This window comes from Streptomyces sp. NPDC042336, assembly GCF_055581985.1.
Genome location: NZ_JBVJEA010000028.1, coordinates 39,803 through 64,073, shown reverse-complemented (window position 1 = coordinate 64,073; position 24,271 = coordinate 39,803). Strand labels below are relative to the sequence as shown.

Genomic DNA, 24,271 nt, shown 5'->3' with positions numbered 1-24,271 from the left:
TTTATGTCTGATTGAGGTCCATTCGGGTACGTTCGAACGTATGAAGGGCATTCGTGCTCAGTTCCTCATACGCCTCCTGGTCGTGCCGGTCGTCGCCGCGCTGGCGGTGCTGCTGGCCGGCGCGCCGGGCGCGCAGGCGCAGACCGATGTCTCGGAGATCGGCGCGGCCCTGCGCGAGAGTCCCGTGTACGTGGACCCGGCCGCCTCCGACCTGCTGTCCAAGTCCGACGCCGACGCGCTCGCCCACAAGATCGAGGACGCGGGCGAGCCCGTCTTCGTCGCGGTCCTCCCGGCCGGCTACCCGACCGAGAACCTCTTCCAGAACATCCGCACCGAGACCGGCATCACCGGTCTGTACGGCGTCCGCCTGGGCGACCGCTTCGACGCCCGCGCGGACAGCAGTGTGCTGAGCCGCCAGGGCGTGCGGAACCTGGTCACCGCCGTGCAGGGCGCGGGCGACCCCAAGGCCCAGCTGAACGACTTCGTCGACGACGCGCTGCGCAGCGTGCGCGGCTCGGCGCCCTCGTCCTGGGACTCCGGCGGCGGGTCCGCGCCCACCGACGCCCTGATCACCGCGGGCGCGGTGGTGGTGGCCGGCGGCGCGGGCGTCTACGCGCTCTCCCGGCGCAACCGCCACCGCCGCGAGCAGGAGCAGCGGGCGGCGCTGGAGCGGCTGCGGGTGGTGGTCGACGAGGACATCACGGCGTTCGGCGAGGAACTGGACCGCCTGGACTTCCACCCGGCGGAACCGGGCGCCGACGACGCCATGCGGGCGGACTACGAACGCGCCCTGGACGCCTACGAGCAGGCGAAGACGTACATGGCCGACGCCCGCAAACCGGAGGACGTGCGCGCCGTCACCCAGGCGGTGGAGGACGGCCGGTTCTCGCTCGCGCAGCTCGCCGCCCGCCGCGAGGGCAGGCCGCTGCCCGAACGCCGGCCGCCCTGCTTCTTCGACCCGCGCCACGGACCGTCGGTCGCCGACGCCACCTGGACCCCGGCGGGTGGCACGACGCGGCAGGTCCCGGTGTGCGCGGCCGATCAGGCCCGGCTGTCCGACGGCCGGGACCCGATGATCCGCGAGGTGGACACCGAGTACGGCCGCCGGCCCTACTGGGACGCGGGCCCGGCCTACGGCCCCTGGGCGGGCGGTTACTTCGGCGGCGGCATCCTGCCCGGCCTGCTGGTCGGCACCATGCTCGGCAGCATGATGGCGGGCCCCGCCTACGGAGCCGGTTACGGCACCGGGTACGGCGACTTCGGCGGCTACGAGGGCGGCGACGTCTCGGGCGGCGACTTCGACCCCGGTGACTTCGGGGGCGGGTTCGGCGGCGGCGACTTCGGGGGCGGCGGCGGCTTCGGCGGCGGAGGGGACTTCGGCGGCGGCTTCTGAGGCGGCGGGCGGGCGTCAGCGCCTGGCCGCCACCGGCCTCCCGGCCGCCGGACGGTCCGCGCCGGACCGCACGGGCCTCCGACTGCGCCTCTCACCGCCGCCGCGCCTGACCACGACCACGGCCGCCAGGCCGACCGCCAGTCCGAGGGCGGTCTGGACGCCGAAGGGCTCACCGAACATGAGGGCGCCCCACACGGCCGTGACCGGGGCCATCAGGAACATCAGGGTGTTGACCTCGGTGATGCCGGACCGGCGCAGGATCAGCCAGTACAGCCCGTAGCCGCCGAAGGTCGGCAGCACCACCAGCCAGGCGGTCGCCAGCCAGAACGAGGACCCGGCGGGCGGTGCCGCCGCCCCGACGCCCAGCGCCAGCCCGGAGAAGAGGACGGCGCTGGTCGCGCAGTGGATCGTCAGGGCGACGCGGGGCGCGACCGGCTCGGGCGTGCGGCGCTCCAGGAAGGTGGCCGCCACCAGCGACAGCATGCCGAGGAACGGGACGAGATACGCCCACCAGGCCACTCCCGCCCCTGCCGCCGCGGCGTCCGCGAGCGTCACCGTGGCCACACCCGACAGCCCGAGCCACAGTCCCAGCCACTGCCGGCGGGAGACGTACTGCCGCAGCAGGGGACCGGCGAGCGCGCCGGCGACCAGCGGCTGGACGCCGTCGATCAGGGCGGTGGTGCCGCTGGAGACACCCAGCTCGATGGCGTAGTAGACGCTGAGCAGATAGCCGCTCTGCGACAGGGCGCCGATGGCGATCTGCCGGCCGGCGCCGCGGAGCGTCAGGCCCCGCCAGGCCGTCCGGGAGGCGACCGCGGCGGCGGCCAGCAGTACGGCGAGGGGCAGGAAGCGCCACATCAGGAGGGTGGGCGTGGCCGCGGTCTCCGCACCGAGCTTGGCGCCGATGAAGCCGGAGCTCCAGCACAGTACGAAGGCGGCCGAGAGCAGGGCGTTCACGTCGACCCCTTCCAGTAGACAGATCGGTTTACTAGCCTCGAGTGCCCACTATACAGACCGGTATACTTGGTCGCATGGGTGAGGAAGGAGAACCGCGTCGGGTCCGGATGACGCCCGGCGCGCGACGGGTACTGGAGGCCGCCGAGCGGCTGTTCTACGAGCACGGCATCCACGCCGTCGGCGTGGATCTCATCGCCGCCGAGGCCGGGGTGACCAAGAAGACGCTGTACGACAGGTTCGGCTCGAAGGAGCAGATCGTCGTGGAGTACCTGGCCGGACGCGACGAGCGGTGGCGCGACCTGCTCGCCGGGCGGCTGGAGGAGGCGGGAGAGGGGGCCGCCGCCCGGGTCGAGGCGGTCTTCGAGGCCTCCCGCGCGTGGTCGGCGCGGTACGGCGCCAGGGGGTGCAGCATGATCAACGCGCATGCGGAGATCAGCGATCCGGCCCATCCGGCGTACCCGGTCATCACCGGCCAGAAGCGGTGGATGCTCGAACTGTTCACCGGCCTGGCCCGGGAGATCGACGCGCCCGGCGCGGACCGGCTGGCGCGGACGCTGATGCTGCTGCACGAGGGAGCGCTGGTCGCCCACGGGGTGGGGGTCCTCCCCGACCCCTTCGGCAGCGCCCTGGACCAGGTGCGGGAGCTGCTGGGCAGGTGAAACGGGCGGCGTGCGGGCGGGGCGCCCCACTACGGTGAGCGCATGCCACCCACCTCCGCGCTCCTCGTCATCGACATGCAGAACACCACGGTCGCCATGGCGCACCGGGCCGCCGAGACGGTCGCCGCGATCGCCGGGCTGAGCGAGCGGGCCCGGGCGTCCGGCGTGCCGGTGGTGACCGTGCGGCAGCGGGACGCGGGTATGGTCCCCGGCACCGAGGGCTGGCGGGTGGTGCCCGAGCTGGCCCCGCGGGAGGGGGAGCCGGTCGTGGACAAGGCGACGCCGGACAGCTTCCTGGACACCGACCTCGACGCGATCCTGAGGGCGCGCGGTGTCACCGAGGTCGTCGTCACCGGGTTCGCCACGGAGGTCTGCGTGGACACCACGGCGCGGCAGGCACTGAGCCGGGGTTACGACCTGGTCGTCGTCGCCGACGGGCACACCACCTCGGTGCGGACCGCGGCGGACACCGGCCTCGTCCCGGCGGACCGCTCGATCGCGCGGTACAACGCCGTCTACCGCGCGATCGCCCGGCCCGGCCGCCGTATCCGGGTCCGGGCCGCCGCCGACGTGGACTTCGGCGCCCCCGAGGGGGCGCGGGACGTCAGGCCTGCCTGATCGCCGAGATGTCGAAGTTCAGCTTGATCTTGTCGGAGACCAGCACGCCGCCCGTCTCCAGGGCCGTGTTCCAGGTGAGCCCCCACTCGGAGCGCTTGATCTCCGCCTTGCCCTCGAAGCCGACACGCTCGTTGCCGAACGGGTCCTTGGCGGCGCCGTTGAACTCCAGGTCGATGGTGAGCGGCTTGGTCGTGCCGAGGATCGACAGGTCACCGGTGATGCGGTAGTCGTCGCCGCCCAGGGACTCCGCCTTGGTGGAGCGGAAGGTCATCGTCGGGTACTCGCCGGTGTTGAAGAAGTCCGAGCTCTTCAGATGGCCGTCACGGTCGGCGGAGCCCGTGTCGATGCTGTCCATCGTGACGTCCAGGGTCGCCGTGGAGCGGGACGGGTCGGAGCCGTCCAGGTGCAGCGTGCCGGTGAAGTCGAGGAACTTGCCCTTGACGTTGGTGACCATCGCGTGGCGCGCGGTGAAGCCGATGGTCGTGTGGGCGGGGTCGACGGTGTAGTCGCCGGTCAGCGTGGAGAGGTCGGGGGTGGCGGTCATGGTGTCCTCCGGGGAAGGGCGTTGAAGTTGAATGTTCAACCAGTCCAACGGCTTCGACTCTAGAGCTATTCCGCGCCGCCATCAACCACCCGCGCCGCACGTGTCGCGGCACCGTTCCCCTCTCGCCTCCGGCGTGATAGACGGCATGAGCATGACCCCACAGCGCCCCACCGCCCCCACCCGCCGCGCGGTCCTGCTCGCGGCCGCGGCCGCCGCCCTCGCCTCCGTCCCCGGTGCCGCGGCCGCCGCGGCCGACCCGTACGACGCCCTGCGCCGACGCTGGCTCGGGATCGCGCTGGGCACCGGCTACGACCCGGCCGCCGAGCCGTACGCCTCCCGCCTCGCCGAGACCGGCGCACGCGCCCGCGAGCACCGCGCCACCATGGCCCCCACCGCCACCTCCCTGTGGCCCGGCCCCCCCTTCGACCCGCCCGCCGGCATCACCTTCGCCTACGGCCGTCTGTGGACGATGACCGAGGCGTACGTGCAGCAGGGCACCGGCTCGACCGGCGACGCGGCGCTCCTCGCCGACATCCTGCGCGGCCTCGACCACCTCTCGGCCACCGTCTACAACCCCGCCACCACCCGTTACGGCAACTGGTGGGAATGGCAGATCGGCAGCCCCCGGCTCCTGATGGACATCACGGCCGCCCTCCACGACCACCTCGGCGCCGACCGCGTGGCCGCCGCCTGCGCCGCCGTCGACCACTTCGTCCCCGACGCGATGCTCGGCGACTACACCGGCACCTCCACCGGCGCCAACCGCGTCGACCTGTGCCGCTCCGTCGCCCTGCGCGGCGTCCTGGGCCGGGCCCCCGCCAAGCTCGCCCTGGCCCGCGACGCCCTCTCGCCGGTCTTCCCGTACGTCACCGAGGGGGACGGCCTCCACGCCGACGGCTCCTTCGTCCAGCACACCTGGGTCGCCTACTCGGGGACGTACGGCCAGGTCATGCTGGACGGGCTGGGCCGGCTGTTCACCCTGCTGGCCGGCTCCGAGTGGGAGGTGACCGACCCGGGCAGGCAGATCGTCCTGGACAGCGTCGAGCGCGCCTACGCGCCCCTGATCCACGACGGACTGGTCATGGACAACGTCAACGGGCGGGCCATCAGCCGGGGTTACCTCAAGAGCGACGACCTGCACGTCATGCGCGGCGACCACTTCCACGGCCAGCAACTCGTCGCCGCCATGGCGGTCCTCGCGGGGGGCGCGAGCGACGCCGAGCGCGGGCGCTGGCACGCCCGGATCAAGGGCTGGATCGAACGGGACACCGTCACCCCGCTGCTGACCGCGCCCCAGTTCCCGGTCGCCGACCTGGCCCGGCTGCACGCGATCGCCGACGCCCCCGGCGAGGCCGCCCCCGAACCCGCCGGGCACCACCTCTTCGCGGCCATGGACCGGGCAGTCCACCGCCGCCCCGCCTTCACCGCGGGACTCGCCATGGCCAGCGACCGCATCGCCCACTACGAGTGCGGCAACGGCGAGAACCCACGCGGCTGGCACACCGGCGCGGGCATGCTCACCTGGTGGGCGAACGGGACGAGGACGGACCAGTACACCGACTGGTTCTGGCCCACCGTCGACTGGTACCGGCTGCCCGGCACCACCGTCTCCACCCGGCGCCTGGCCGACCGGGCGGGTGGCGAGTGGGGCCGGCCCAAACCGGACGTGCGCTGGGTCGGCGGCACGACCGACGGCGAGTACGCGGCCGTCGGGCAGCACCTCAAGGGGCTCGGCTCGACCCTTCAGGCCCGCAAGTCCTGGTTCTTCCTCGACGACGCCGTGGTCTGCCTGGGCGCCGGCATCACCTGTGCGGACGGCGTCCCGGTCGAGACGGTCGTGGACAACCGCAATCTGGGGGAGGACGGCGACCGGGCCCTGACGCGCGGCCGGCACTGGGCCCACCTGGAGGGCCACGGCGGCTGGATCGTGCCCCAGGGCGGCCTGCGGACCCTGCGCGAGGACCGCACCGGTGCCTGGTCCGACATCAACACCACCAGCACGACCGAGCGCCGTACCCGCCGCTGGCAGACCCTCTGGCTCGACCACGGCACCGACCCCGCCGACGCCGAGTACGTCTACACCGTCATGCCGGGTGCCTCGCGGCAGGCCGTGGCCCGCCGCGCCGCCGACCACCGCCGGCTGCGGGTCCTCGCCAACGACGGCCACCGCCAGGCCCTGGCCGTCCCCTCCCTCGGTCTCACGGCCGCCAACTTCTGGCAGGCCGGCACGGCGGGCCCGCTCACCGCCACCGCCGGGGCGAGCGTGCTGGTCCGCCGCCGGGGCCGTACCGCTACGCTCTGCGTGAGCGAACCGCCGCGCACGGGGGAACCCCTGGAGATCGTCTGGGACCACCCGGTGAGAGCGGTGCGACGGGCCGACGAGACGGTCGAGATCCTCGCGACGGGCCGCCGACTGCACCTCCGCGTCACTCCAGGGGTGGTATGTACCACCCATGAATGTGAGGTGACTCTCAGCTGATGGCTTTGTGTGACCTCTACAAGATGGAGGCCCTCTGAGCAGTCGAAAAGGCTGCATGCGGTGGGGGTTCTGTTCAGTGCTACCAGGAAAACGGGCCGGAGACTGTACGGAGTCGACGGCTCGCATTCCTTGGTCTGCTTCGTAGAGTCGCTACATGACCGTTTTGGATGAGGCGCCGGGTGAGCCGACGGACGCGCGCGGGCGAGTGGCCGAGCTGCACGAGATCCGTGCGCAGGCGCTGGCCGGACCGAGCGAGAAGGCCACGGCGGCGCAGCACGCCAAGGGCAAGCTGACGGCGCGCGAGCGGATCGAGCTGCTCCTCGACGCGGGTTCCTTCCGCGAGGTCGAGCAGCTGCGCCGGCACCGGGCGACCGGCTTCGGCCTGGAGGCCAAGAAGCCGTACACCGACGGTGTCATCACCGGCTGGGGCACGGTCGAGGGCCGCACGGTCTTCGTCTACGCCCACGACTTCAGGATCTTCGGCGGTGCGCTGGGCGAGGCGCACGCGACGAAGATCCACAAGATCATGGACATGGCCATCGCGGCCGGTGCCCCGCTGGTGTCGCTGAACGACGGCGCCGGCGCCCGCATCCAGGAGGGCGTCAGCGCGCTCGCCGGTTACGGCGGCATCTTCCAGCGCAACACCAAGGCGTCCGGCGTCATCCCGCAGATCAGCGTGATGCTCGGCCCGTGCGCGGGCGGCGCGGCCTACAGCCCCGCCCTCACCGACTTCGTCTTCATGGTCCGCGACACCTCGCAGATGTTCATCACGGGCCCGGACGTGGTCAAGGCGGTCACCGGCGAGGAGATCACCCAGAACGGCCTGGGCGGCGCCGACGTGCACGCCGAGACGTCCGGCGTGTGCCACTTCGCCTACGACGACGAGGAGACCTGCCTCGCCGAGGTCCGCTACCTCCTCTCCCTGCTGCCGCAGAACAACCGGGAGAACCCGCCCCGCGCCGAGTCCTCGGACCCCGCAGACCGCCGCGGCGACGTCCTGCTCGACCTGGTCCCGGCGGACGGCAACCGCCCCTACGACGTGACCAAGGTCATCGAGGAACTCGTCGACGACGGCGAGTACCTGGAGGTCCACGAGCGCTGGGCCCGCAACATCATCTGCGCCCTGGCCCGTCTGGACGGCCAGGTCGTCGGCATCGTCGCCAACCAGCCGCAGAGCCTGGCCGGCGTACTGGACATCGAGGCATCGGAGAAGGCCGCGCGCTTCGTCCAGATGTGCGACGCCTTCAACATCCCGATCATCACCCTTCTGGACGTACCCGGCTTCCTGCCCGGCGTCGACCAGGAGCACGGCGGCATCATCCGCCACGGCGCCAAGCTCCTCTACGCCTACTGCAACGCGACCGTCCCCCGGATCTCGCTCATCCTGCGCAAGGCGTACGGAGGTGCTTACATCGTCATGGACAGCCAGTCCATCGGCGCCGACCTCACCTACGCCTGGCCGACCAACGAGATCGCCGTCATGGGCGCGGAGGGCGCGGCCAACGTCATCTTCCGCCGGCAGATCGCCGGGGCGGAGGACCCCGAGGCCATGCGGGCCCGCATGGTCAAGGAGTACAAGTCCGAGCTGATGCACCCCTACTACGCGGCCGAACGCGGCCTGGTCGACGACGTCATCGACCCCGCGGAGACGCGCGAGGTGCTGATCAAGTCCCTGGCGATGCTCCACACCAAGCACGCCGACCTGCCCTCCCGCAAGCACGGCAACCCGCCGCAGTGACCCGAGGAGCCACCTCCATGTCCACTCCCGACATCCGCGTCGAGAAGGGCCACGCCGAGCCCGAGGAAGTCGCCGCCATCACGGCGCTCCTGCTGGCCCGCGCCGCCGCCCGCCCCGCCGAGATCCCGCCGACCCACGGCGGCGGCCGAGCCCGCGCGGGCTGGCGCCGCCTGGAGCGCGAGCCGGGTTTCCGGGCGCCGCACAGCTGGCGCTGACCTGAGCCACGTAGAGGCCCCCTCCGCCCAGGAAGGGGGCCTCTACGCATGACAGGGGGCCGGGCAACACACCCAGGGGCGCGGGGCTGTGTCGATATGCGGCTCCGTCGCGTGGGCGCGACCAGCCACGACGTACCCGCACCCGGCAACGAAACCGCCCCCGGCAGCCCAGTGGCCGCAGGGGGCGTCGCGCAACCCGGTGCCGACGGGGTGGCCGCCTGCGCCCACCCGTGCCGCCCCTGGGGGCACCTCCCAGGCCCTTGAGGCACTGAGGGAGGCACGACTTGCCCGCAGATCAGCGCAGGCGCGCCATCAGCGCGTGCTCGACCAGCGTGATCAGCGCGGACTTCGCGTCGGCCCGATGCCGCGCGTCCGTCGTGATGATCGGGGTGTCCGGGCCGATCTGCAGCGCCTCGCGGACCTCGTCCGGGTTGTACGGCTGCTGCCCGTCGAAGCCGTTCAACGCGATGACGAACGGCAGGCCCGAGTTCTCGAAGTAGTCGACGGCGGGGAAGCAGTCGGCGAGCCGCCTCGTGTCGACCAGGACGATCGCCCCGATGGCGCCGCGCACCAGGTCGTCCCACATGAACCAGAACCGGTCCTGGCCGGGCGTACCGAAGAGGTACAGGATCAGGTCCTGGTCGAGCGTGATGCGTCCGAAGTCCATGGCGACCGTCGTGGTCGTCTTGTCCCCCGTGTGGGTGAGGTCGTCGATACCCGCCGAAGCGGATGTCATCACGGCCTCTGTGCGCAGCGGATTGATCTCCGAGACAGCGCCGACGAACGTGGTCTTGCCCACGCCGAAGCCGCCCGCCACCACGATCTTCGCGGAAGTGGTGGAGCGGGAAGGACCGCCGCTAGAGCTTGCGAAGTCCACTGAGCACCCTTTCGAGCAGTGTCACGTCTGGCTGGCCGCCGGCGCTCTCGTCGCCGCCGGGCTGATGGATGGCGACCAGTCCCGCCTCCGCCAAGTCGGCGACGAGGATCCTGGCCACGCCGAGAGGGATCGTCAGGAGGGCCGAGACCTCGGCCACCGACTTGATCTCCCGGCAGAGGTTGCAGATCCGCTGATGCTCGGGCAGCTGGCCCTGCATCTGGTGCGGCTGCGCGGTGGTGTGCACCAGCGCCTCGATGGCGAGCTGGTACCGGGGCCTGGTGCGGCCGCCCGTCATGGCGTACGGGCGCACCAGGGGGTTGTTCGACGCCCCCGCGGGCGCCGGCTCAGGGGTGCGGCGCTGCGGCTGCACGGGCTGGATGCGCGGAGCGTGCGGCTGGTCGTAAGGCGAAGGGCCGGGGCCCTGCGGCGTGTACGGCTGCCGGTGACTCGGCACGGAGGGGTAGCCGTATCCGTTCGCCGAGCCGTCGTTCTGGCCCTGACCAGGGCCGTACGACCAGTTGCCCGATGACGGACCGCCTGGGGGTGTTGCCACTTTTTCCTCCTCCGACTGTGCCTGGCACCCATCGCTGTGGAGCCGCGTCCCGAAACTTTACGGCCACGGGACGCCAAAACGCACCGTCTGTCCTTTAGTTGAGAAGGCTCCCTTGGAGCTCAGCCCGCAGATCCGGGGTCAAAACCGTGCCCGCACGGTCCACCAGAAGGGCCATCTCGTACCCAATGAGACCGATGTCCGCCTCGGGGTGTGCGAGAACCGCGAGGGACGAGCCGTCGGAGATGGACATGATGAAGAGGAATCCGCGCTCCATCTCCACAACCGTCTGGTTCACGCTGCCGCCCTCGAAGATGCGCGAGGCACCGGCGGTCAGCGAGGTCAGGCCGGAGGCGACGGCCGCGAGCTGATCGGCTCGGTCGCGAGGGAACCCTTCGGACATCGCCAGAAGGAGTCCGTCGGCGGAGACCACCACCGTGTGGGACACCCCCGGGGTGTTGTCCACGAAGTTGGTGATCAACCAGTTCAGGTTCTGCGCCGCCTGGCTCATCGGGCTCACACTAACGCTCCTGGTTGTAGGTGCTGTCAGGACCACGGTGTTCATTCCTTGTGTCCTGGCCGTTCGTTTCACTGCCCGCGTTGCGGCCTCGCTCGACGCCGCGCCGCAGGTTGCTCAGCCTGCCCCGGACGTCCTCCGGAGCGCGGGAGACCTGGGGGCCTCCCTGTGGAGTGGTCTCGGCCGCGCCCTCGACCAGGTTGGCCTTGGGCACCCGCCGCGGCAGTCCCGAGGAGGTCACCCCGCCCGCCTTGGGCTTGCGCAGCGCCGAGGCCTGCTGCCAGCGGTCGTCGTTGGCCGACCGCCAGGTGTCCTCGCCGCCCGTCCCCGGTGCGGCGGCCGGCGTCTCCTGGCCCACGTGCCCCGCATCGCCCGCGCCGCTCGCGGTGGATCCGCGGCGGGGAAGACCGGCGTCGGTCAGCTCGTGGGCGGCGGAGGGGGCCGGCCCCGGACGGTCGAAGCCTACGCGGTCCGCCTCGGTCACGTCAGCGGCCTCGGCGGAATGCGCCTGCGGGGCACCGGTGGGGTACTGGTCCGGATAACCGTTCTGGAAGCCGTCCTGCTGCGGCCAGTCGTCCTGGTGGCGCCGCTGCTCGAAGGGCGAGTAGTTCTCCTGGGCGCCGGGGCCCGCCGGCTGCTGCCCGTTCGGGCCGGGCTGCGCGTAGGAGGGGTCCGGGTAACCGCCGTTGGACGAGTAGCCCTCGTTCCCGGGCAGGCCGCCGTTGGGCGCGTAGTACTGCTCGTCGTACGACGCCTGCTGCGGTTCCTGGTAGGCCTGCTGCTGGTCGGCGTACGCCTGCTGCTGGTCGTACCCGCCGTGGTGCTGCTCCTGGTAGCCGTCGCGGGCGGGGTCGTACCCCGGCTGCTGACCGGTGAACTGGTCCTGGAACCCGGCGGCCTCGGTGTTGCGGCCGTCGCCCTGGTCCGCCGGACCCGGCAGCTCGGGCTGCGACTGGGCCTCCAGGGCCGCCCGGCGCTCCTCGCGCATCAGCGAGCGGCCGACCGGGTCGAGCTCGCGTATGTCGTCCGGGATCTCGGCGTACCGGCTGTCGTCGAAGCCCAGCTCCGCGGCGGTCCGCATGGGCTGGCCGACCTGGCCGAAGCTCTCGCCGCCCTGGAAGTTCTGCTCCGGGATGATCTGCGAGACGGTGAACTCGTCGCGCGGCTGCTGCTCGCCGCCGCCACCGTGGGTGATGGCGTCCGGGAGCATGACCAGCGAGGTGGTGCCGGCCTGCTCGCCGGAGGGGCGCAGCTGGACGCGGATGCCGTGCCGGTCGGACAGCCGGCCGACCACGAACAGGCCCATGCGCTGCGAGATCGCGGCGTCGACGGTCGGCGGGTTGGCCAGCTTGTGGTTGATGTCCGCGAAGTCCTCGGCGGTCAGGCCGATGCCCTTGTCGTGGATCTCGACCATCACGCGGCCGTCGGGCAGCCGGGTCGCGGTGACGCGGACCTTGGTCTGCGGGGAGGAGAACGTCGTGGCGTTCTCCAGCAGCTCGGCGAGCAGGTGCACGAGGTCGGTCACGGCGCGGCCGTGGATCTCGGCCTCCGGCACGCCGGACAGCTCGATGCGCTCGTACTGCTCCACCTCGGAGGAGGCGGCGCGCAGCACGTCGACCAGCGGGACCGGCTGGTCCCAGCGGCGGCCGGGCTCCTCGCCCGCGAGGACCAGGAGGTTCTCGCCGTTGCGGCGCATACGGGTGGCGAGGTGGTCCAGCCGGAAGAGGTTCTCCAGCTGGTCGGGGTCGGCCTCGTTGTTCTCCAGTTCGGTGATCAGGCTCAGCTGGCCCTCGATCAGCGACTGGTTGCGGCGCGACAGGTTGGTGAAGATCGCGTTGATGTTGCCCCGCAGCAGCGCCTGCTCGGCGGCGAGCCGGACCGCCTCGCGGTGCACCTGGTCGAAGGCGCGGGCGACCTCGCCGATCTCGTCGGTCGAGGCGATCGGGATCGGCTGCACCCGGGTGTCGACCCGGCCGGGGTCGGTGCGGGAGAGCTGGTCGACCAGCATCGGCAGGCGCTGCTCGGCGATGCCGAAGGCGGCGTTGCGCAGCTGACGCATGGAGCGGCTCATCTGGCGGGCCACCATGCCCGCCAGGATGAAGGCGGCGAGCAGCGCGATGACGACCGCGGCACCCGTGATGTAGGCGTCGCGCTCGGCGTCGTCGGCGATCGCGGACGCCTCGGACACCGCCCTGTCGGCAAGGTCCGACTCGATCTTCTGGTACGCGTCGAACTTGAGGGTGTTGACCGCCCACCAGTTCTCCGGCGTGATGCCCTGCCGGGCCAGCTCCGCCCGGGCGCTGGTGTCCGTGGACGTGAGTCCGGCCAGCTCCGAGATCATCGTTGTCGGGTCGGACGGCGGCGGCACGTAGTCCGGGTCCTTGGCCTTGGCCTCCTTGGCCATGGCCGCGCCGTCCTCCTTGAGCTTCGCCTCGGAGTCCTCGAGCTTCTGCGCGTCCGCCTCGGTGCCGCCGCCGATGTACTCCTCGACCGCGATGCGCTCCAGGTAGGCGTACGAGGAGAGGGCGACGCGCTGGCTGGCGAGGTGGCTGGGCTCCGGACCCGGCTTGACCAGCATGTGCATGCCGATGGAGCGCTCCAGCGAGAGCGCCGCCTTCGTCAGTGAGATCGCGTAGACGGTACGGCCGTAGGAGGTGATGTTGCCGGTGCCCAGGCCCAGCTCGTTGGCGAACTCCATCAGGGGGTGGGCGACGCCGGTGTAGCCCTCCTCGGTCTCCACGCCCTTGAGCTTGGAGGTGTACGCGGCCGCCCGCAGCGTCTGGAGCTTGGGCTCCTGCTCGCGGAAGACCTTCAGCCGGCGCTCCAGACCCGGCTTGCCGGGCATGCCCTGGGCCGCCTCGTCGAAGGTGTCGGCGGCCTCGTCGGTGGCCTGGCGGGCCTTGGCGACGGTGGCGTCCTTCTCACCCTTGCCCTGCAGCAGCGGCGCCGCCGTGAGATCGCGCTCGTTGTAGAGGGCGTTGGCGTAGCCGAGGGAGGCGCGCACCAGACGCGCGGTGCTCTCGGCGTCCTCGGCGTCCTGCCAGGTGTCGATCGAGCTCTTCACCTGGAAGCCGCCCATGACGAGACCGACCAGCACCGGGATGAGCAGGATCGCGTTCAGCCGGGTGGTCACCCGCCAGTTGCGCGGCGTGAAACGGCCGCCGCTGGGCGCGGGCTCGGCCGTGGGTTCCGCGGCGGGGGCGGGGGCGGGCGCCGCTGTGCGCGGCGGCGGGGTGAAGTTGCCCCGGGCCGATGGCTCGGGACTGTTCTTGCTTCGCCTCACTCGACCAACAACCTCTCGGCGGTCGGCACCTGTGTCGTGCCGCTGTGTCTCAGAACCCACTCCGTCAGTCATCGAGTACGCGCTACTGCTGAGTACGTCTTTGACCATTGGGCAGTTCTGGCATTCCAGCACGGCGACCAGCGCTCTTCCAAACAGTGGAACGCGGGGGTTACACGTGATGTAAGCCCCGCGTAAAACGGTCATAAAGAGCGAGGTCCGTCAAAAGACGGGGTGTTCGTGCGCACAGCGAGACCAGTTGACCGCGTCGCGTGTCGGTACCACCCGATTCCTCTGCCGAAACGTTATGAACAGCGGAGCCGACCGTGTCAAAGGACACAGTCGGCTCCGATCCGTCTACGACAAGTGCCGTAGGACCCTGCCGACTTGGCCGCGGCGGTCGCTGGAGCTACCGCAGGCGGGCCATGAGCGCGTGCTCGACCAGCGTGATCAGTGCCGACTTCGCGTCGGCGCGGTGCCGGGCGTCGGTCGTGATGATCGGGGTGTCCGGACCGATCTGCAGCGCCTCGCGCACCTCGTCCGGAGAGTAGGGCTGCTGGCCGTCGAAGCCGTTGAGCGCGACGACGAACGGAAGACCGCTGTTCTCGAAGTAGTCCACCGCCGGGAAGCAGTCGGCCAGCCGGCGGGTGTCGCACAGCACGACCGCGCCGATGGCGCCGCGCACCAGGTCGTCCCACATGAACCAGAACCGGTCCTGGCCCGGTGTGCCGAACAGGTACAGGATCAGGTCCTGGTCGAGCGTGATGCGGCCGAAGTCCATGGCGACCGTCGTGGTCGTCTTGTCCCCGGCGTGCGTGAGGTCGTCGATCCCGGCGCTGGCCGAGGTCATCACGGCCTCGGTGCGCAGGGGGTTGATCTCGGAGACGGCGCCCACGAACGTGGTCTTGCCGACGCCGAAGCCGCCGGCCACCACGATCTTCGCGGAGGTGGTCGCCCGCCCTCCGTCAGAGCTTTCGAAGTCCACTGAGCACCCTTTCGAGCAGTGTCACGTCCGGCGCACCGCCGTTGTTCTCGTCTCCGCCAGGCTGGTGAATGGCGACGAGCCCGGCCTCCGCGAGGTCCGCGACCAGGATCCGCGCCACACCGAGCGGCATCGCCAGCAGGGCCGACACCTCGGCCACCGACTTCACTTCGCGGCACAGGTGGCAGATGCGCTGGTGCTCGGGGAGCAGCCCCATGAGCGCTGCCGGGTCGGCCGTCGTACTGATCAACGCCTCGATGGCGAGCTGGTAGCGCGGCCTGGTCCGGCCACCGGTCATCGCGTAGGGACGTACCAGCGGCTGGTCGCCCTCGTCCTCGTACGGCTCCGCGTACGGATCATGAGAGGCGGTGGGCGGGGTCATGAATCCTCCGGGCGGGACAGCAAGTCGGTCAGTCAAGCCGTCTGACGAGGCCGGTGGGGGGATTGTGGCGGCCGGACGGTGATTTGGTAACACGGGTGGTGCCGGGGCCGATCAGTGGAGCAGACTGCCTTGTAGTTCGGCGCGCAGGTCGGGTGTGAGGACCGCACCCGCGCGGTCGACCAGGAGCGCCATCTCGTAGCCGACGAGGCCGATGTCGCACTCGGGGTGCGCGAGGACGGCCAGGGACGAGCCGTCCGAGACGGACATCAGGAAGAGGAACCCCCGCTCCATCTCCACGACCGTCTGCGCCACGTTGCCGCCCTCGAAGATCCGGGAGGCCCCGGCCGTCAGTGAGGTCAGCCCCGAGGCGACGGCCGCGAGCTGGTCGGCGCGGTCGCGAGGGAAGCCCTCCGACATCGCCAGGAGGAGTCCGTCGGCGGACACGACGACGGTGTGGGACACCCCTGGGGTGTTGTCCACGAAATTCGTGATCAACCAGTTGAGGTTCTGTGCCGCCTGGCTCATCGGGCTCAACTAACGCTCCTGCTGGTGAGTGGGCCGCGGGTAGCTGCCGGTCTGGTTGGTACCGGCCTGACGGCCCTGTGCGATTCCCCGACGGAGATTGGTCAGCCGGCCGCGCACGTCGTCGGGCGCGCGGGAAACCGCCGGACCGCTCTGGTGCGACTGCTGCTGAGCCGTCCCCGGGACGAGGTTGGCCCGGGGGACCCGGCGCGGGAGGCCGGAGGTGGTGACCCCGCCCGCGGCCGGCTGCCTGACGCGCTCCGCCTGCCGGACGAGGTCGTCGTTCGGCGAGCTGCGCCAGGCGGAGGTGGCAGGCCGCTGGGGGGCCGCCGGGGTCTGGGGCTGGGGGGCCTGCGGCTCCGGGGACGCGGTCGGGGCGGCCTGCGGCGCGCTCGACTCGCGGTCCCCGTGGAACCAGTTGGTCTCCAGCGTGTCGTACAGCGGCGTACGTCCGTCACCGGGACCGGTGGCCGGGGGCAGGGCCCATCCGTCTCCGGGCCGCTGCGGGGGAGTGCCGTTGGTGTTCTGGGCCACGGGCTCCGGCGCGACCGGCCGCTGCGGGGCGAAGTCGTTCCCGCCCTGCGTGCCGCCCACCTGGGGACGCTCGAACTGCCCGGTGGGCGCCGGATTCTGACGGACCGGCAGGTCGTGCTGGCCGGTCGAGCCGTTGTCGTAGCCGCCCTGGGCACCGGCGAACCGGTCGGCCGGGGCCGCACCGTTCGGGGCCGGCTGGGCGGGCTGCCCGCCGAAGACGTCCGAGCGGACGAAGGAACCGCCGCCCTGCTGCGGGGCGGCCGGTTCGGGCCGCGCGAACTGGTCGTTCTGCGGCGCGTCCTGGCCGAACCGGCCCTGGTCGTACTGCTCCTGGTCCGGCCGGCCCTGGCCGTACTGGCCCTGCCCGTACTGACCCTGCCCGTACTGGTCCTCGTACTGGTTCCGGCCGTCGTACTGGTTCTGGCCGGGCTGGGCGAACTGGCCCGTGTCCTGCGACTCGTCCCGACGGGGCGCCGGGGCGTCGAAGTCGGGGCGGGCGAACTCCGCCGTGGCGGCGGGGGACTGGGGCTCGCCGAAGCGGGGCACGGCCGGCATCTCCGCGGTCGAGCCCGGGCCCTGCCGCTCGTCGAGGCGCGGCGTGAGGTCGGTGCGGGAGTTGTCCGGCTCGTCGTGGCCGCGCGGGGCGTCCAGCGAGGCGCGGGGCACCGGCGGCTGCGCGTTCTCGTCGCTCCAGCTCGGCACCCGCGGCTGCGGGTTGCCGCCGGGAAGCTCGGCCCGCGGACCGCCGCGCGGCGGCAGCTGGGGGCGACGGCCCTGCTCGGCGTCGCCGTTGCCGCCACGCTTGGCGCGCTGCGGGGGCGCCGAGGGGGTGCGGGGGCCGCCGAACATGTCCTGGCCGCCCTGCGAGGCGTTGTTGGCCGGTGCGTTGCCTTGCGGCGCGTTCATGCCCGCGGCCTGAAGGCCCTGCGGGGCACCGGGCGCCTGACCGGCACCGGCACCGGCTCCCGCGCCGGCCGGGGCCGGGCGGTTCTGCTGGCCCGGGGCCGCCGGGGCCTGGGGCCCGCGCGCGCCACCCGGCGCACCCGGGCGGCCGCCCGCGTCGCGTCCCGGCAGTGCGGCCCGCGGTCCCTGGCCGACACCGAGCCGTCCGCCCGGTGCACCGGCGCCGAGGGCACCGCCACCGCCACCGCCGTTGCCGCCGAAGGCGCCGCCGCCCGTGAGGGCACCGCCGCCCTGTCCGCCGCGGCGGGCCGCCGCGACACCGGCGGCGGCCTGCGCGGCGGCCGGACCGCCGTTGCCCGAGCCGGGCTGACCCTGCTTGGGCTGCGGCTTGCGGCCGCCCTGGGCGACATCGACGGGCAGCATGACCAGCGCGGTCGTACCACCGGAGTCGGACGGACGCAGCTGGATGCGGATGCCGTGGCGCTGCGAGAGGCGGCCGACCACGAACAGACCCATGCGGCGGGAGACGGAGACGTCCACGGTGGGTGGCGAGGCGAGCCGCTCGTTGATCGCGGCCAGGTCCTCCGGCGAGAGGCCGATGCCGGTGTCGTGGATCTCGATCAGCACCCGGCCGTCGGGCAGCGCGTGACCGGTGACCTTGACCTTGGTCTGCGGCGAGGAGAACGAGGTCGCGTTCTCCAGCAGCTCGGCGAGCAGGTGCACGAGGTCGTTGACCACGCGGCCGGCGACCTCGGTGCTCGGCACGGAGGCCAGCTCGATGCGCTCGTACTGCTCCACCTCGGAGGCGGCGGCACGGAGCACGTCGACCAGCGGGACGGGGCGCGTCCAGCGCCGGCCCGGCTCCTCACCGGCGAGGACGAGGAGGTTCTCACCGTTACGGCGCATGCGCGTCGCGAGGTGGTCGAGCTTGAACAGCGAGGACAGCTGGTCCGGGTCGGCCTCGCGGGACTCCAGTTCGGAGATGAGCGAGAGCTGGCGCTGGATGAGGCCCTGGGAGCGGCGCGAGAGGTTGGTGAACATCGCGTTGACGTTGCCCCGCAGCAGGGCCTGCTCGGCGGCGAGGCGGACGGCCTCGCGGTGCACGTCGTCGAAGGCCGCGGCCACTCGGCCGATCTCGTCCCGGGAGTGCACACCGACCGACTCCACCGAGGTGTCGACGTCCTGCGGGTCGGTCTCGGAGAGCTGCTTGACCAGCTCGGGCAGCCGGTCCTGGGCCACCTTGGTCGCGGTGTCCTCCAGGCGGCGCAGCGAGCGGATCATGGACCGGGCCACGACGAACGCGCCGACCAGGGAGACGCCGAGCACGAGCAGGATGAGGACACCGGAGATGATGGCCTCTTGCTCGGACTCGTTGCGCAGCTCTCGGGCCTGCTGCTCCATGTCCTCCAGCAGCTTCAGCTCGATGTTCTTCATCTGCTGGATCTTGGTCGAGCTGTCGTCCAGCCAGTCCTGGTAGGACCGGGCCTTGAGGCTGGCCAGGCCGTCCTTCTTGCCGACGGCGCGGCCGGCGTACTGGTCGGACGCCTCGATCACCGGGTTGCCCTCGGAGATCGGCTTGAGCAGGTCCTCGGCGCCCTCGCCGTAGATGCTGGTGAAGCTGCGGATCTCGGAGGTCTGGCTCTGCAGCGCGGACTGGGCGTACAGCCGGTCGTTCTCGGCGAGGTCGCCCTTGTCCTTGTTGTTCGCCGGGAGGGCGGCGGCAAGGACCGCGCGCTGGATGGACGCGTACTCCTTGGCCGAGGAGAAGGCCGACAGGGCGCGCGTGCGCTGGATCATGTCGGGGTTGCTGGTCGCCTCCGCCATGTCCTGCGAGAGGTCGAGCAGGTGGGTGATCAGGCGGTGGTAGGCCTCGACCGTCTGGGTCGAGTTGTCCGTCGCCGTGTACGCCGTGCTGCGGATCTTGGTCAGGTCGTTCAGGTCGCTCGCGATGCCGACGAGGCTGTCCCGGACGCCGACGAGCTTGCCGTCCTTGCTCGCCGCGTCGATCTGCTCGGACTTGTCGAGGAAGTTCTTCAGGGCCCGGTCGGTCTGCTCCCGGTCGCCCTTGACGGCGATCGCGCTGGACTTCGAGCCGTGGGCCAGCGGTCCGGCGGACTGGTCGCGCTCCTCCTGGAGCGCGGCGGCCAGCTCCGTGGCCTGCTTGGTCATCTCGGTCAGCAGCTTCATGTTCTCGAGCTGCTGGATGTCGTCCATCGACTGGTTGATGCGCAGCGCGCCCAGCGAGGTCGCCGCGACCACCGGAAGCGCCAGCAGCGAGACCAGACGGGTGGAGATCCGCCAGTTGCGCAGGGCTATTCGCGGGCCGGGGCCGGTCGAGCCCTTGGCCGGCTTGGTGGGCGGCTGCTGGCCGGGAGCGGACGGGCCCGCCGCCTGACCGGCGCGCTCCCCGCCGTCACCGGACTGGGTCCGGCCCGGGTTCTGGGCGTGCTGGGGCGAGGAGCTGACGGCCTTGGGGCCAGTCCCGCCCTGCGGCTCCGGCTCCGCCGAAGCGCTGCCATCCCTCTTGAAACGTCCCTGCACTAGCGTCGCAACCTCTGGACCAGGCACCCCGCCGCGTGAACGGCTGAGCACGGTGTCGGCGTCAAAGGGGCGCCCTGAATTCGCCCCTGTGTTGGTCGTGAGTGACCGGCGCTGGTTCCCCCTTCTCGCCGCCGCTCGGCGCTGGTGTGCGCCCCCTGTGCGCCGGCTCGATCCTGCGGCGGTCCGTGGAATTCCAGCACAGTGCAGGATCTCCAACAAGGCCCGTGGGGCAGGCCGTGAGATACGTGACAGCACGTGAGGGCCGGGTCACCAGCCGTAGAAGATCATCACCCGTAAAGCGGACGTATGCACGCGAGTCGCCGGGGTGCGGACGGTGTCCCAGTCGACATGATCAGCAGCGGAATGATGGCTTCAGGTGTGCAATGTCTGTTTGGTCCGAGTGGCATCGGCGTCGCAATTGACCGGTTTGGCCCTTGATAAGTGAGCAAACTCACACCCGGATCGTGTACTGCCCAGCCGTTGGCGGGGAATCGCGTGTTTAGCCTGACGCTTTACAGAGAAGGCAAAACCGACAACCCGCGCCCTCGCAGGGGCTTTCGCCGCTCCTCGGGCGCCCGGACACGACAGGGCCTCGTACAACCGTGAAGACGACGATGATGTTCCACAAGATCGCCAACCCGCGACGCACGACGCTGGCACACCTCGAGGGCGCCGACGAGCTGCAGACGCCGGAACAGCCGGAGCACGCCGTCGAGCTCCCCGCCCAGACCGCCAACCCCCGCCGGACCATCCTCATGGAGGCCCCGGTCGCGGCGTCGGTCGCAGAGTAGTACGGCACCGATCCGCAAACGGTTCAGCGGCTGACCGGGCCCCCTGCCGCGTTAGCCTGGAGCGTCAGACTCCAGCCAGCTCAGTCAAGGGGCCAAGCAACCCGTGCGCATCGCCAGGTTCTCCATCGACGGGAACGTCGCCTTCGGCGCGGTCGAGGGCGACCAGCCGGACCAGCTCGTCCTCGACATCATCAAGGGCATCCCGTTCGCGGACTACGAGCTCTCCGGCACCAAGGTGCCCCTGAGCAAGGTGCGGCTCCTGCCGCCGGTGCTCCCCAACAAGGTCGTCGCCTTCGGCCGCAACTACGCCGAGCACGCCCGCGAACTCGGCAACGAGGCGCCCGACGCCCCGTTCGCCTTCTTCAAGCCGTCCACCTCCGTGATCGGCCCCGGCGACGCCATCCAGTACCCCTCCTTCAGCGAGGAACTGCACCACGAGGCCGAACTGGCCGTCGTCATCGGCCGCATGTGCCGCGAGGTCCCGCGCGAGCGCGTCCAGGACGTGATCTTCGGCTACACCTGCGCCAACGACGTCACCGCCCGCGACGTGCAGCGCCGTGAGAAGCAGTGGGCCAGGGCCAAGGGCTTCGACTCCTCCTGCCCGCTCGGTCCCTGGGTCGAGACGGACCTCGACCTCGCGACCGCGGGCGACCTGACCATCCAGCTCACGGTCAACGGCGGCCAGCGGCAGCTCGGCCGCACCAGCGAGATGACCCACTCCATCGCGGATCTGATCGTCAACATCTCCGAGGCGATGACGCTGCTCCCCGGCGACGTGATCCTCACGGGCACCCCGGCCGGCGTCGGCCCCCTCAACGTCGGCGACGAGGTCGCCGTCACCATCGAAGGCATCGGCACTCTCACCAACAAGGTTGTCAAGCGTGGCTAGCGCACCCGGCTCCCCCGTACGCGTCCGATTCTGTCCCTCCCCCACCGGCAACCCCCACGTGGGCCTGGTCCGCACCGCCCTGTTCAACTGGGCCTTCGCGCGCCACCACCAGGGCACGCTGGTCTTCCGCATCGAGGACACCGACGCGGCCCGCGACTCCGAGGAGTCGTACAACCAGCTGCTCGACTCGATGCGCTGGCTGGGCTTCGACTGGGACGAGGGCCCCGAGGTCGGCGGCCCGCACGCGCCGTACCGCCAGTCGCAGCGCATGGACGTCTACCAGGACGTCGCCGCCAAGCTCCTCGACGCCGGCCACGCCTACCGCTGCTACTGCTCCCAGGAGGAGCTGGACTCCCGCCGCGAGGCCGCCCGCGCCGCCGGCAAGCCCTCCGGGTACGACGGCCACTGCCGCGAGCTGAGCGCCGCCCAGGTCGAGGAGTACGTGTCGCAGGGCCGCGAGCCCATCGTCCGCTTCCGGATGCCCGACGAGGCGATCACCTTCACGGACCTGGTCCGCGGCGAGATCACCTACCTCCCGGAGAACGTCCCGGACTACGGCATCGTCCGCGCCAACGGGGCGCCCCTCTACACGCTGGTCAACCCGGTCGACGACGCCCTGATGGAGATCACCCACGTCCTGCGCGGCGAGGACCTGCTCTCCTCCACCCCGCGGCAGATCGCCCTGTACAAGGCGCTGATCGAGCTGGGCGTCGCCAAGGAGATCCCCGCCTTCGGTCATCTGCCGTACGTCATGGGCGAGGGCAACAAGAAGCTGTCCAAGCGCGACCCGCAGTCGAGCCTCAACCTCTACCGCGAGCGCGGCTTCCTCCCCGAGGGCCTGCTCAACTACCTCTCCCTCCTCGGCTGGTCGCTCTCCGCCGACCAGGACATCTTCACGATCGAGGAGATGGTCGCCGCCTTCGACGTCTCCGACGTGCAGCCCAACCCGGCGCGCTTCGACCTCAAGAAGTGCGAGGCGATCAACGCCGACCACATCCGCCTGCTGGAGACCAAGGACTTCACCGAGCGCTGCCGCCCCTGGCTGAAGGCCCCCGTCGCCCCCTGGGCGCCCGAGGACTTCGACGAGGCCAAGTGGCAGGCGATCGCGCCGCACGCGCAGACCCGCCTGAAGGTCCTCTCCGAGATCACCGACAACGTCGACTTCCTGTTCCTGCCGGAGCCGGTCTTCGACGAGGCGAGCTGGACCAAGGCCATGAAGGAGGGCTCGGACGCGCTCCTGCGCACGGCCCGCGAGAAGCTGGACGCGGCCGACTGGACCTCCCCGGAGTCCCTGAAGGAGGCAGTCCTGGCCGCCGGCGAGGCCCACGGCCTCAAGCTCGGCAAGGCCCAGGCCCCCGTCCGCGTCGCCGTCACCGGCCGCACGGTCGGCCTGCCCCTCTTCGAGTCTTTGGAGGTCCTGGGCAAGGAGAAGGCCCTGGCCAGGATCGACGCGGCGCTGGCGCGGCTGGCGGCGTAGGCCCACGAGCGCAGGAGTCGGGCACGGGCAAGAGGCGGCACCCGGAACACTTCGGGTGCCGCCCTTCTGCACGCCAGGGGCGACGTAGGCCTTGCGCAGATACCCGTCCCAGCCGAGCCGAGCGGTCGCGTTCTTCCGGAACGGGTCGCGGGCCAGTACCCGCACGGCCCGGTCGGGACGGGCCTGGGCGGTCTCCCCGCGCTTCGGCATCCCTCCACGTCCGGACCGCCGAAGAGCCCCCGGACCGCCCCTTGCCGCGTTACCGTCGGATCATGAGCATTCGCGCCGTGGTCTGGGACGTCGACGACACGCTCTTCGACTACACCACCGCCGACCGCGAGGGCATGCGGGCCCATCTGGTCGCCGAGGGGCTGCTCGCCGGGTACGGGTCGGCCGAGGAGGCCCTCATGCGCTGGCGGGAGATCACCGACCAGCAGTGGGCGCGCTTCTCGGCCGGGGAGGTGGACTTCGTCACACAGCGGCGCGACCGCACCCGGGTCTTCCTGGGCCGGCCGGAGCTGACGGACGCCGAGGCGGACGACTGGTTCCAGCGGTACGTCACGCACTACGAGGCCGCCTGGTCCCTCTTCCCGGACGTGCTGCCCGTCCTCGACGCCCTCGCCGACAGCCACCGGCACGCCGTGCTCTCCAACTCCAGCCTCACCGTCCAGGACCGCAAGCTGCGCGTCCTCGGCGTGCACGACCGCTTCGAGGCCATCCTGTGCGCCGCCGAGCTGGGCGTCTCCAAGCCGGAGGCCGGAGCCTTCCTCGCGGCCTGCGACGCCCTTGCCCTCGGTCCGGCCGAGGTCGCCTACGTCGGCGACCACCCGGAGATCGACGGACGCGGCGCCGCCGACGCCGGGCTGCTCTCCGTGTGGATCGACCGCGGCGGCGTGTACGCCACCGTGGACCCGCCGGCCGGACCGCGCCGGATCGCCTCGCTCGCCGAACTTCCCGCGCTCCTCGGCGGCGATACCCGTTTTGGAGCCCCGTCCACCTTCGGGTAATGTTCTTCCTGCGCCGCCGGAGAGCGGGCCGAAGGGCCGGGAACCGGAAGCGCAACGCTAGAACAAGAACCCCTCTGGGGCTTGCGTTCCAGTGGCCTATGGTGTAATTGGCAGCACGACTGATTCTGGTTCAGTTAGTCTAGGTTCGAGTCCTGGTAGGCCAGCTCGCAGAGCTTATCTGCGCCGCGGAGTACATCCGCAAAGCCCCCGTTGTGTAGCGGCCTAGCACGCTGCCCTCTCAAGGCAGTAGCGCCGGTTCGAATCCGGTCGGGGGTACAGATCCTTCCCGCGAGGACAGCTCGGGTCGCTCCCGCTGCCCTCGATGCAGGATCGCTAGGGCCCCCGTTGTGTAGCGGCCTAGCACGCCGCCCTCTCAAGGCGGTAGCGCCGGTTCGAATCCGGTCGGGGGTACGAAC

20 protein-coding genes and 3 tRNA genes are annotated in these 24,271 nt (G+C 71.4%); 13 read left to right on the top strand and 10 right to left on the bottom strand.

Annotated features, from left to right (window positions below):
- The first annotated feature begins 40 nt into the window (after positions 1-40).
- Positions 41-1,393, top strand: coding sequence for a hypothetical protein (locus ACZ6IM_RS36300; protein WP_052838432.1), 1,353 nt, complete (start codon positions 41-43; stop codon positions 1,391-1,393).
- Between the two features lie 15 nt (positions 1,394-1,408).
- Here ACZ6IM_RS36300 and ACZ6IM_RS36295 read toward each other — a convergent pair whose 3' ends face one another.
- Positions 1,409-2,350, bottom strand: coding sequence for a DMT family transporter (locus ACZ6IM_RS36295; protein WP_052838431.1), 942 nt, complete (start codon positions 2,348-2,350; stop codon positions 1,409-1,411).
- A gap of 74 nt (positions 2,351-2,424) precedes the next feature.
- Here ACZ6IM_RS36295 and ACZ6IM_RS36290 point away from each other — a divergent pair, with 74 nt between their 5' ends.
- Positions 2,425-3,009 (top strand): TetR/AcrR family transcriptional regulator, encoded by a 585-nt coding sequence (locus ACZ6IM_RS36290; protein WP_052838430.1) that lies wholly within the window; start codon positions 2,425-2,427, stop codon positions 3,007-3,009.
- A gap of 42 nt (positions 3,010-3,051) precedes the next feature.
- Entirely contained in the window at positions 3,052-3,627 is a 576-nt protein-coding gene (locus tag ACZ6IM_RS36285) for a cysteine hydrolase family protein (RefSeq protein ID WP_052838429.1), read from the top strand.
- Here ACZ6IM_RS36285 and ACZ6IM_RS36280 read toward each other — a convergent pair.
- Positions 3,614-4,171: a YceI family protein gene (locus ACZ6IM_RS36280; protein ID WP_052838428.1), complete on the bottom strand. Its 558-nt coding sequence runs from the start codon at positions 4,169-4,171 to the stop codon at positions 3,614-3,616. The two genes, ACZ6IM_RS36285 and ACZ6IM_RS36280, sit on opposite strands and share 14 nt — an antisense overlap.
- Positions 4,172-4,322: 151 nt before the next feature.
- On the opposite strand from ACZ6IM_RS36280, the gene ACZ6IM_RS36275 reads away from it, so the two are divergent.
- The 3 genes from ACZ6IM_RS36275 (at position 4,323) to ACZ6IM_RS36265 (ending at position 8,603) form a co-directional block, all read left to right on the top strand.
- Positions 4,323-6,650, top strand: a complete 2,328-nt coding sequence (locus ACZ6IM_RS36275; RefSeq protein WP_469562724.1) for a polysaccharide lyase 8 family protein — start codon at positions 4,323-4,325, stop codon at positions 6,648-6,650.
- A 154-nt stretch (positions 6,651-6,804) separates the two neighbouring features.
- A complete protein-coding gene (locus ACZ6IM_RS36270; protein ID WP_052838426.1) occupies positions 6,805-8,388 on the top strand; it encodes an acyl-CoA carboxylase subunit beta in 1,584 nt (527 codons plus the stop codon).
- 17 nt (positions 8,389-8,405) lie between these two features.
- Positions 8,406-8,603 carry an acyl-CoA carboxylase epsilon subunit gene (locus tag ACZ6IM_RS36265; protein ID WP_052838425.1) on the top strand — a complete coding sequence of 66 codons (198 nt, stop codon included), beginning with the start codon at positions 8,406-8,408 and terminating at the stop codon, positions 8,601-8,603.
- A 295-nt stretch (positions 8,604-8,898) separates the two neighbouring features.
- Here ACZ6IM_RS36265 and ACZ6IM_RS36260 read toward each other — a convergent pair whose 3' ends face one another.
- The 8 genes from ACZ6IM_RS36260 to ACZ6IM_RS36225 form a co-directional block, all read right to left on the bottom strand.
- Complete coding sequence (locus tag ACZ6IM_RS36260; RefSeq protein WP_009314218.1) at positions 8,899-9,480, bottom strand: GTP-binding protein; 582 nt, start codon at positions 9,478-9,480, stop codon at positions 8,899-8,901.
- Entirely contained in the window at positions 9,461-10,033 is a 573-nt protein-coding gene (locus ACZ6IM_RS36255; protein WP_052838424.1) for a DUF742 domain-containing protein, read from the bottom strand. The genes ACZ6IM_RS36260 and ACZ6IM_RS36255 overlap by 20 nt, the downstream gene beginning before the upstream one ends.
- A 94-nt stretch (positions 10,034-10,127) precedes the next feature.
- Positions 10,128-10,541, bottom strand: a complete 414-nt coding sequence (locus ACZ6IM_RS36250; RefSeq protein ID WP_004983065.1) for a roadblock/LC7 domain-containing protein — start codon at positions 10,539-10,541, stop codon at positions 10,128-10,130.
- A gap of 10 nt (positions 10,542-10,551) precedes the next feature.
- Positions 10,552-13,830: a nitrate- and nitrite sensing domain-containing protein gene (locus ACZ6IM_RS36245; protein WP_052838423.1), complete on the bottom strand. Its 3,279-nt coding sequence runs from the start codon at positions 13,828-13,830 to the stop codon at positions 10,552-10,554.
- 406 nt (positions 13,831-14,236) lie between these two features.
- On the bottom strand, positions 14,237-14,812 hold the full coding sequence (locus tag ACZ6IM_RS36240) for a GTP-binding protein (RefSeq protein ID WP_003973455.1): 576 nt from the start codon (positions 14,810-14,812) through the stop codon (positions 14,237-14,239).
- Entirely contained in the window at positions 14,793-15,191 is a 399-nt protein-coding gene (locus ACZ6IM_RS36235) for a DUF742 domain-containing protein (RefSeq protein WP_003973454.1), read from the bottom strand. The genes ACZ6IM_RS36240 and ACZ6IM_RS36235 overlap by 20 nt, the downstream gene beginning before the upstream one ends.
- Positions 15,192-15,302: 111 nt before the next feature.
- Positions 15,303-15,716, bottom strand: coding sequence for a roadblock/LC7 domain-containing protein (locus ACZ6IM_RS36230; RefSeq protein WP_003973453.1), 414 nt, complete (start codon positions 15,714-15,716; stop codon positions 15,303-15,305).
- Positions 15,717-15,725: 9 nt separating this feature from the next.
- The gene (locus tag ACZ6IM_RS36225; RefSeq protein ID WP_052838422.1) at positions 15,726-19,691 is read right to left on the bottom strand and encodes a sensor histidine kinase; all 3,966 of its coding nucleotides are present in this window, start codon (positions 19,689-19,691) and stop codon (positions 15,726-15,728) included.
- A gap of 602 nt (positions 19,692-20,293) precedes the next feature.
- On the opposite strand from ACZ6IM_RS36225, the gene ACZ6IM_RS36220 reads away from it, so the two are divergent.
- The 7 genes from ACZ6IM_RS36220 (at position 20,294) to ACZ6IM_RS36190 (ending at position 24,266) form a co-directional block, all read left to right on the top strand.
- Entirely contained in the window at positions 20,294-20,482 is a 189-nt protein-coding gene (locus tag ACZ6IM_RS36220) for a hypothetical protein (protein WP_356367568.1), read from the top strand.
- 103 nt (positions 20,483-20,585) lie between these two features.
- Entirely contained in the window at positions 20,586-21,371 is a 786-nt protein-coding gene (locus ACZ6IM_RS36215) for a fumarylacetoacetate hydrolase family protein (protein WP_052838420.1), read from the top strand.
- Positions 21,364-22,848 (top strand): glutamate--tRNA ligase, encoded by a 1,485-nt coding sequence (gene gltX, locus ACZ6IM_RS36210; RefSeq protein ID WP_469562698.1) that lies wholly within the window; start codon positions 21,364-21,366, stop codon positions 22,846-22,848. The genes ACZ6IM_RS36215 and gltX overlap by 8 nt, the downstream gene beginning before the upstream one ends.
- A 272-nt stretch (positions 22,849-23,120) precedes the next feature.
- The gene (locus tag ACZ6IM_RS36205; RefSeq protein WP_052838418.1) at positions 23,121-23,855 is read left to right on the top strand and encodes an HAD family hydrolase; all 735 of its coding nucleotides are present in this window, start codon (positions 23,121-23,123) and stop codon (positions 23,853-23,855) included.
- 92 nt (positions 23,856-23,947) lie between these two features.
- Positions 23,948-24,019 (top strand) — tRNA-Gln (locus ACZ6IM_RS36200).
- A gap of 39 nt (positions 24,020-24,058) precedes the next feature.
- A tRNA-Glu gene (locus ACZ6IM_RS36195) sits at positions 24,059-24,131 on the top strand.
- A 62-nt stretch (positions 24,132-24,193) separates the two neighbouring features.
- Positions 24,194-24,266: transfer RNA gene (locus ACZ6IM_RS36190), tRNA-Glu, on the top strand.
- Positions 24,267-24,271 lie beyond the last annotated feature (5 nt).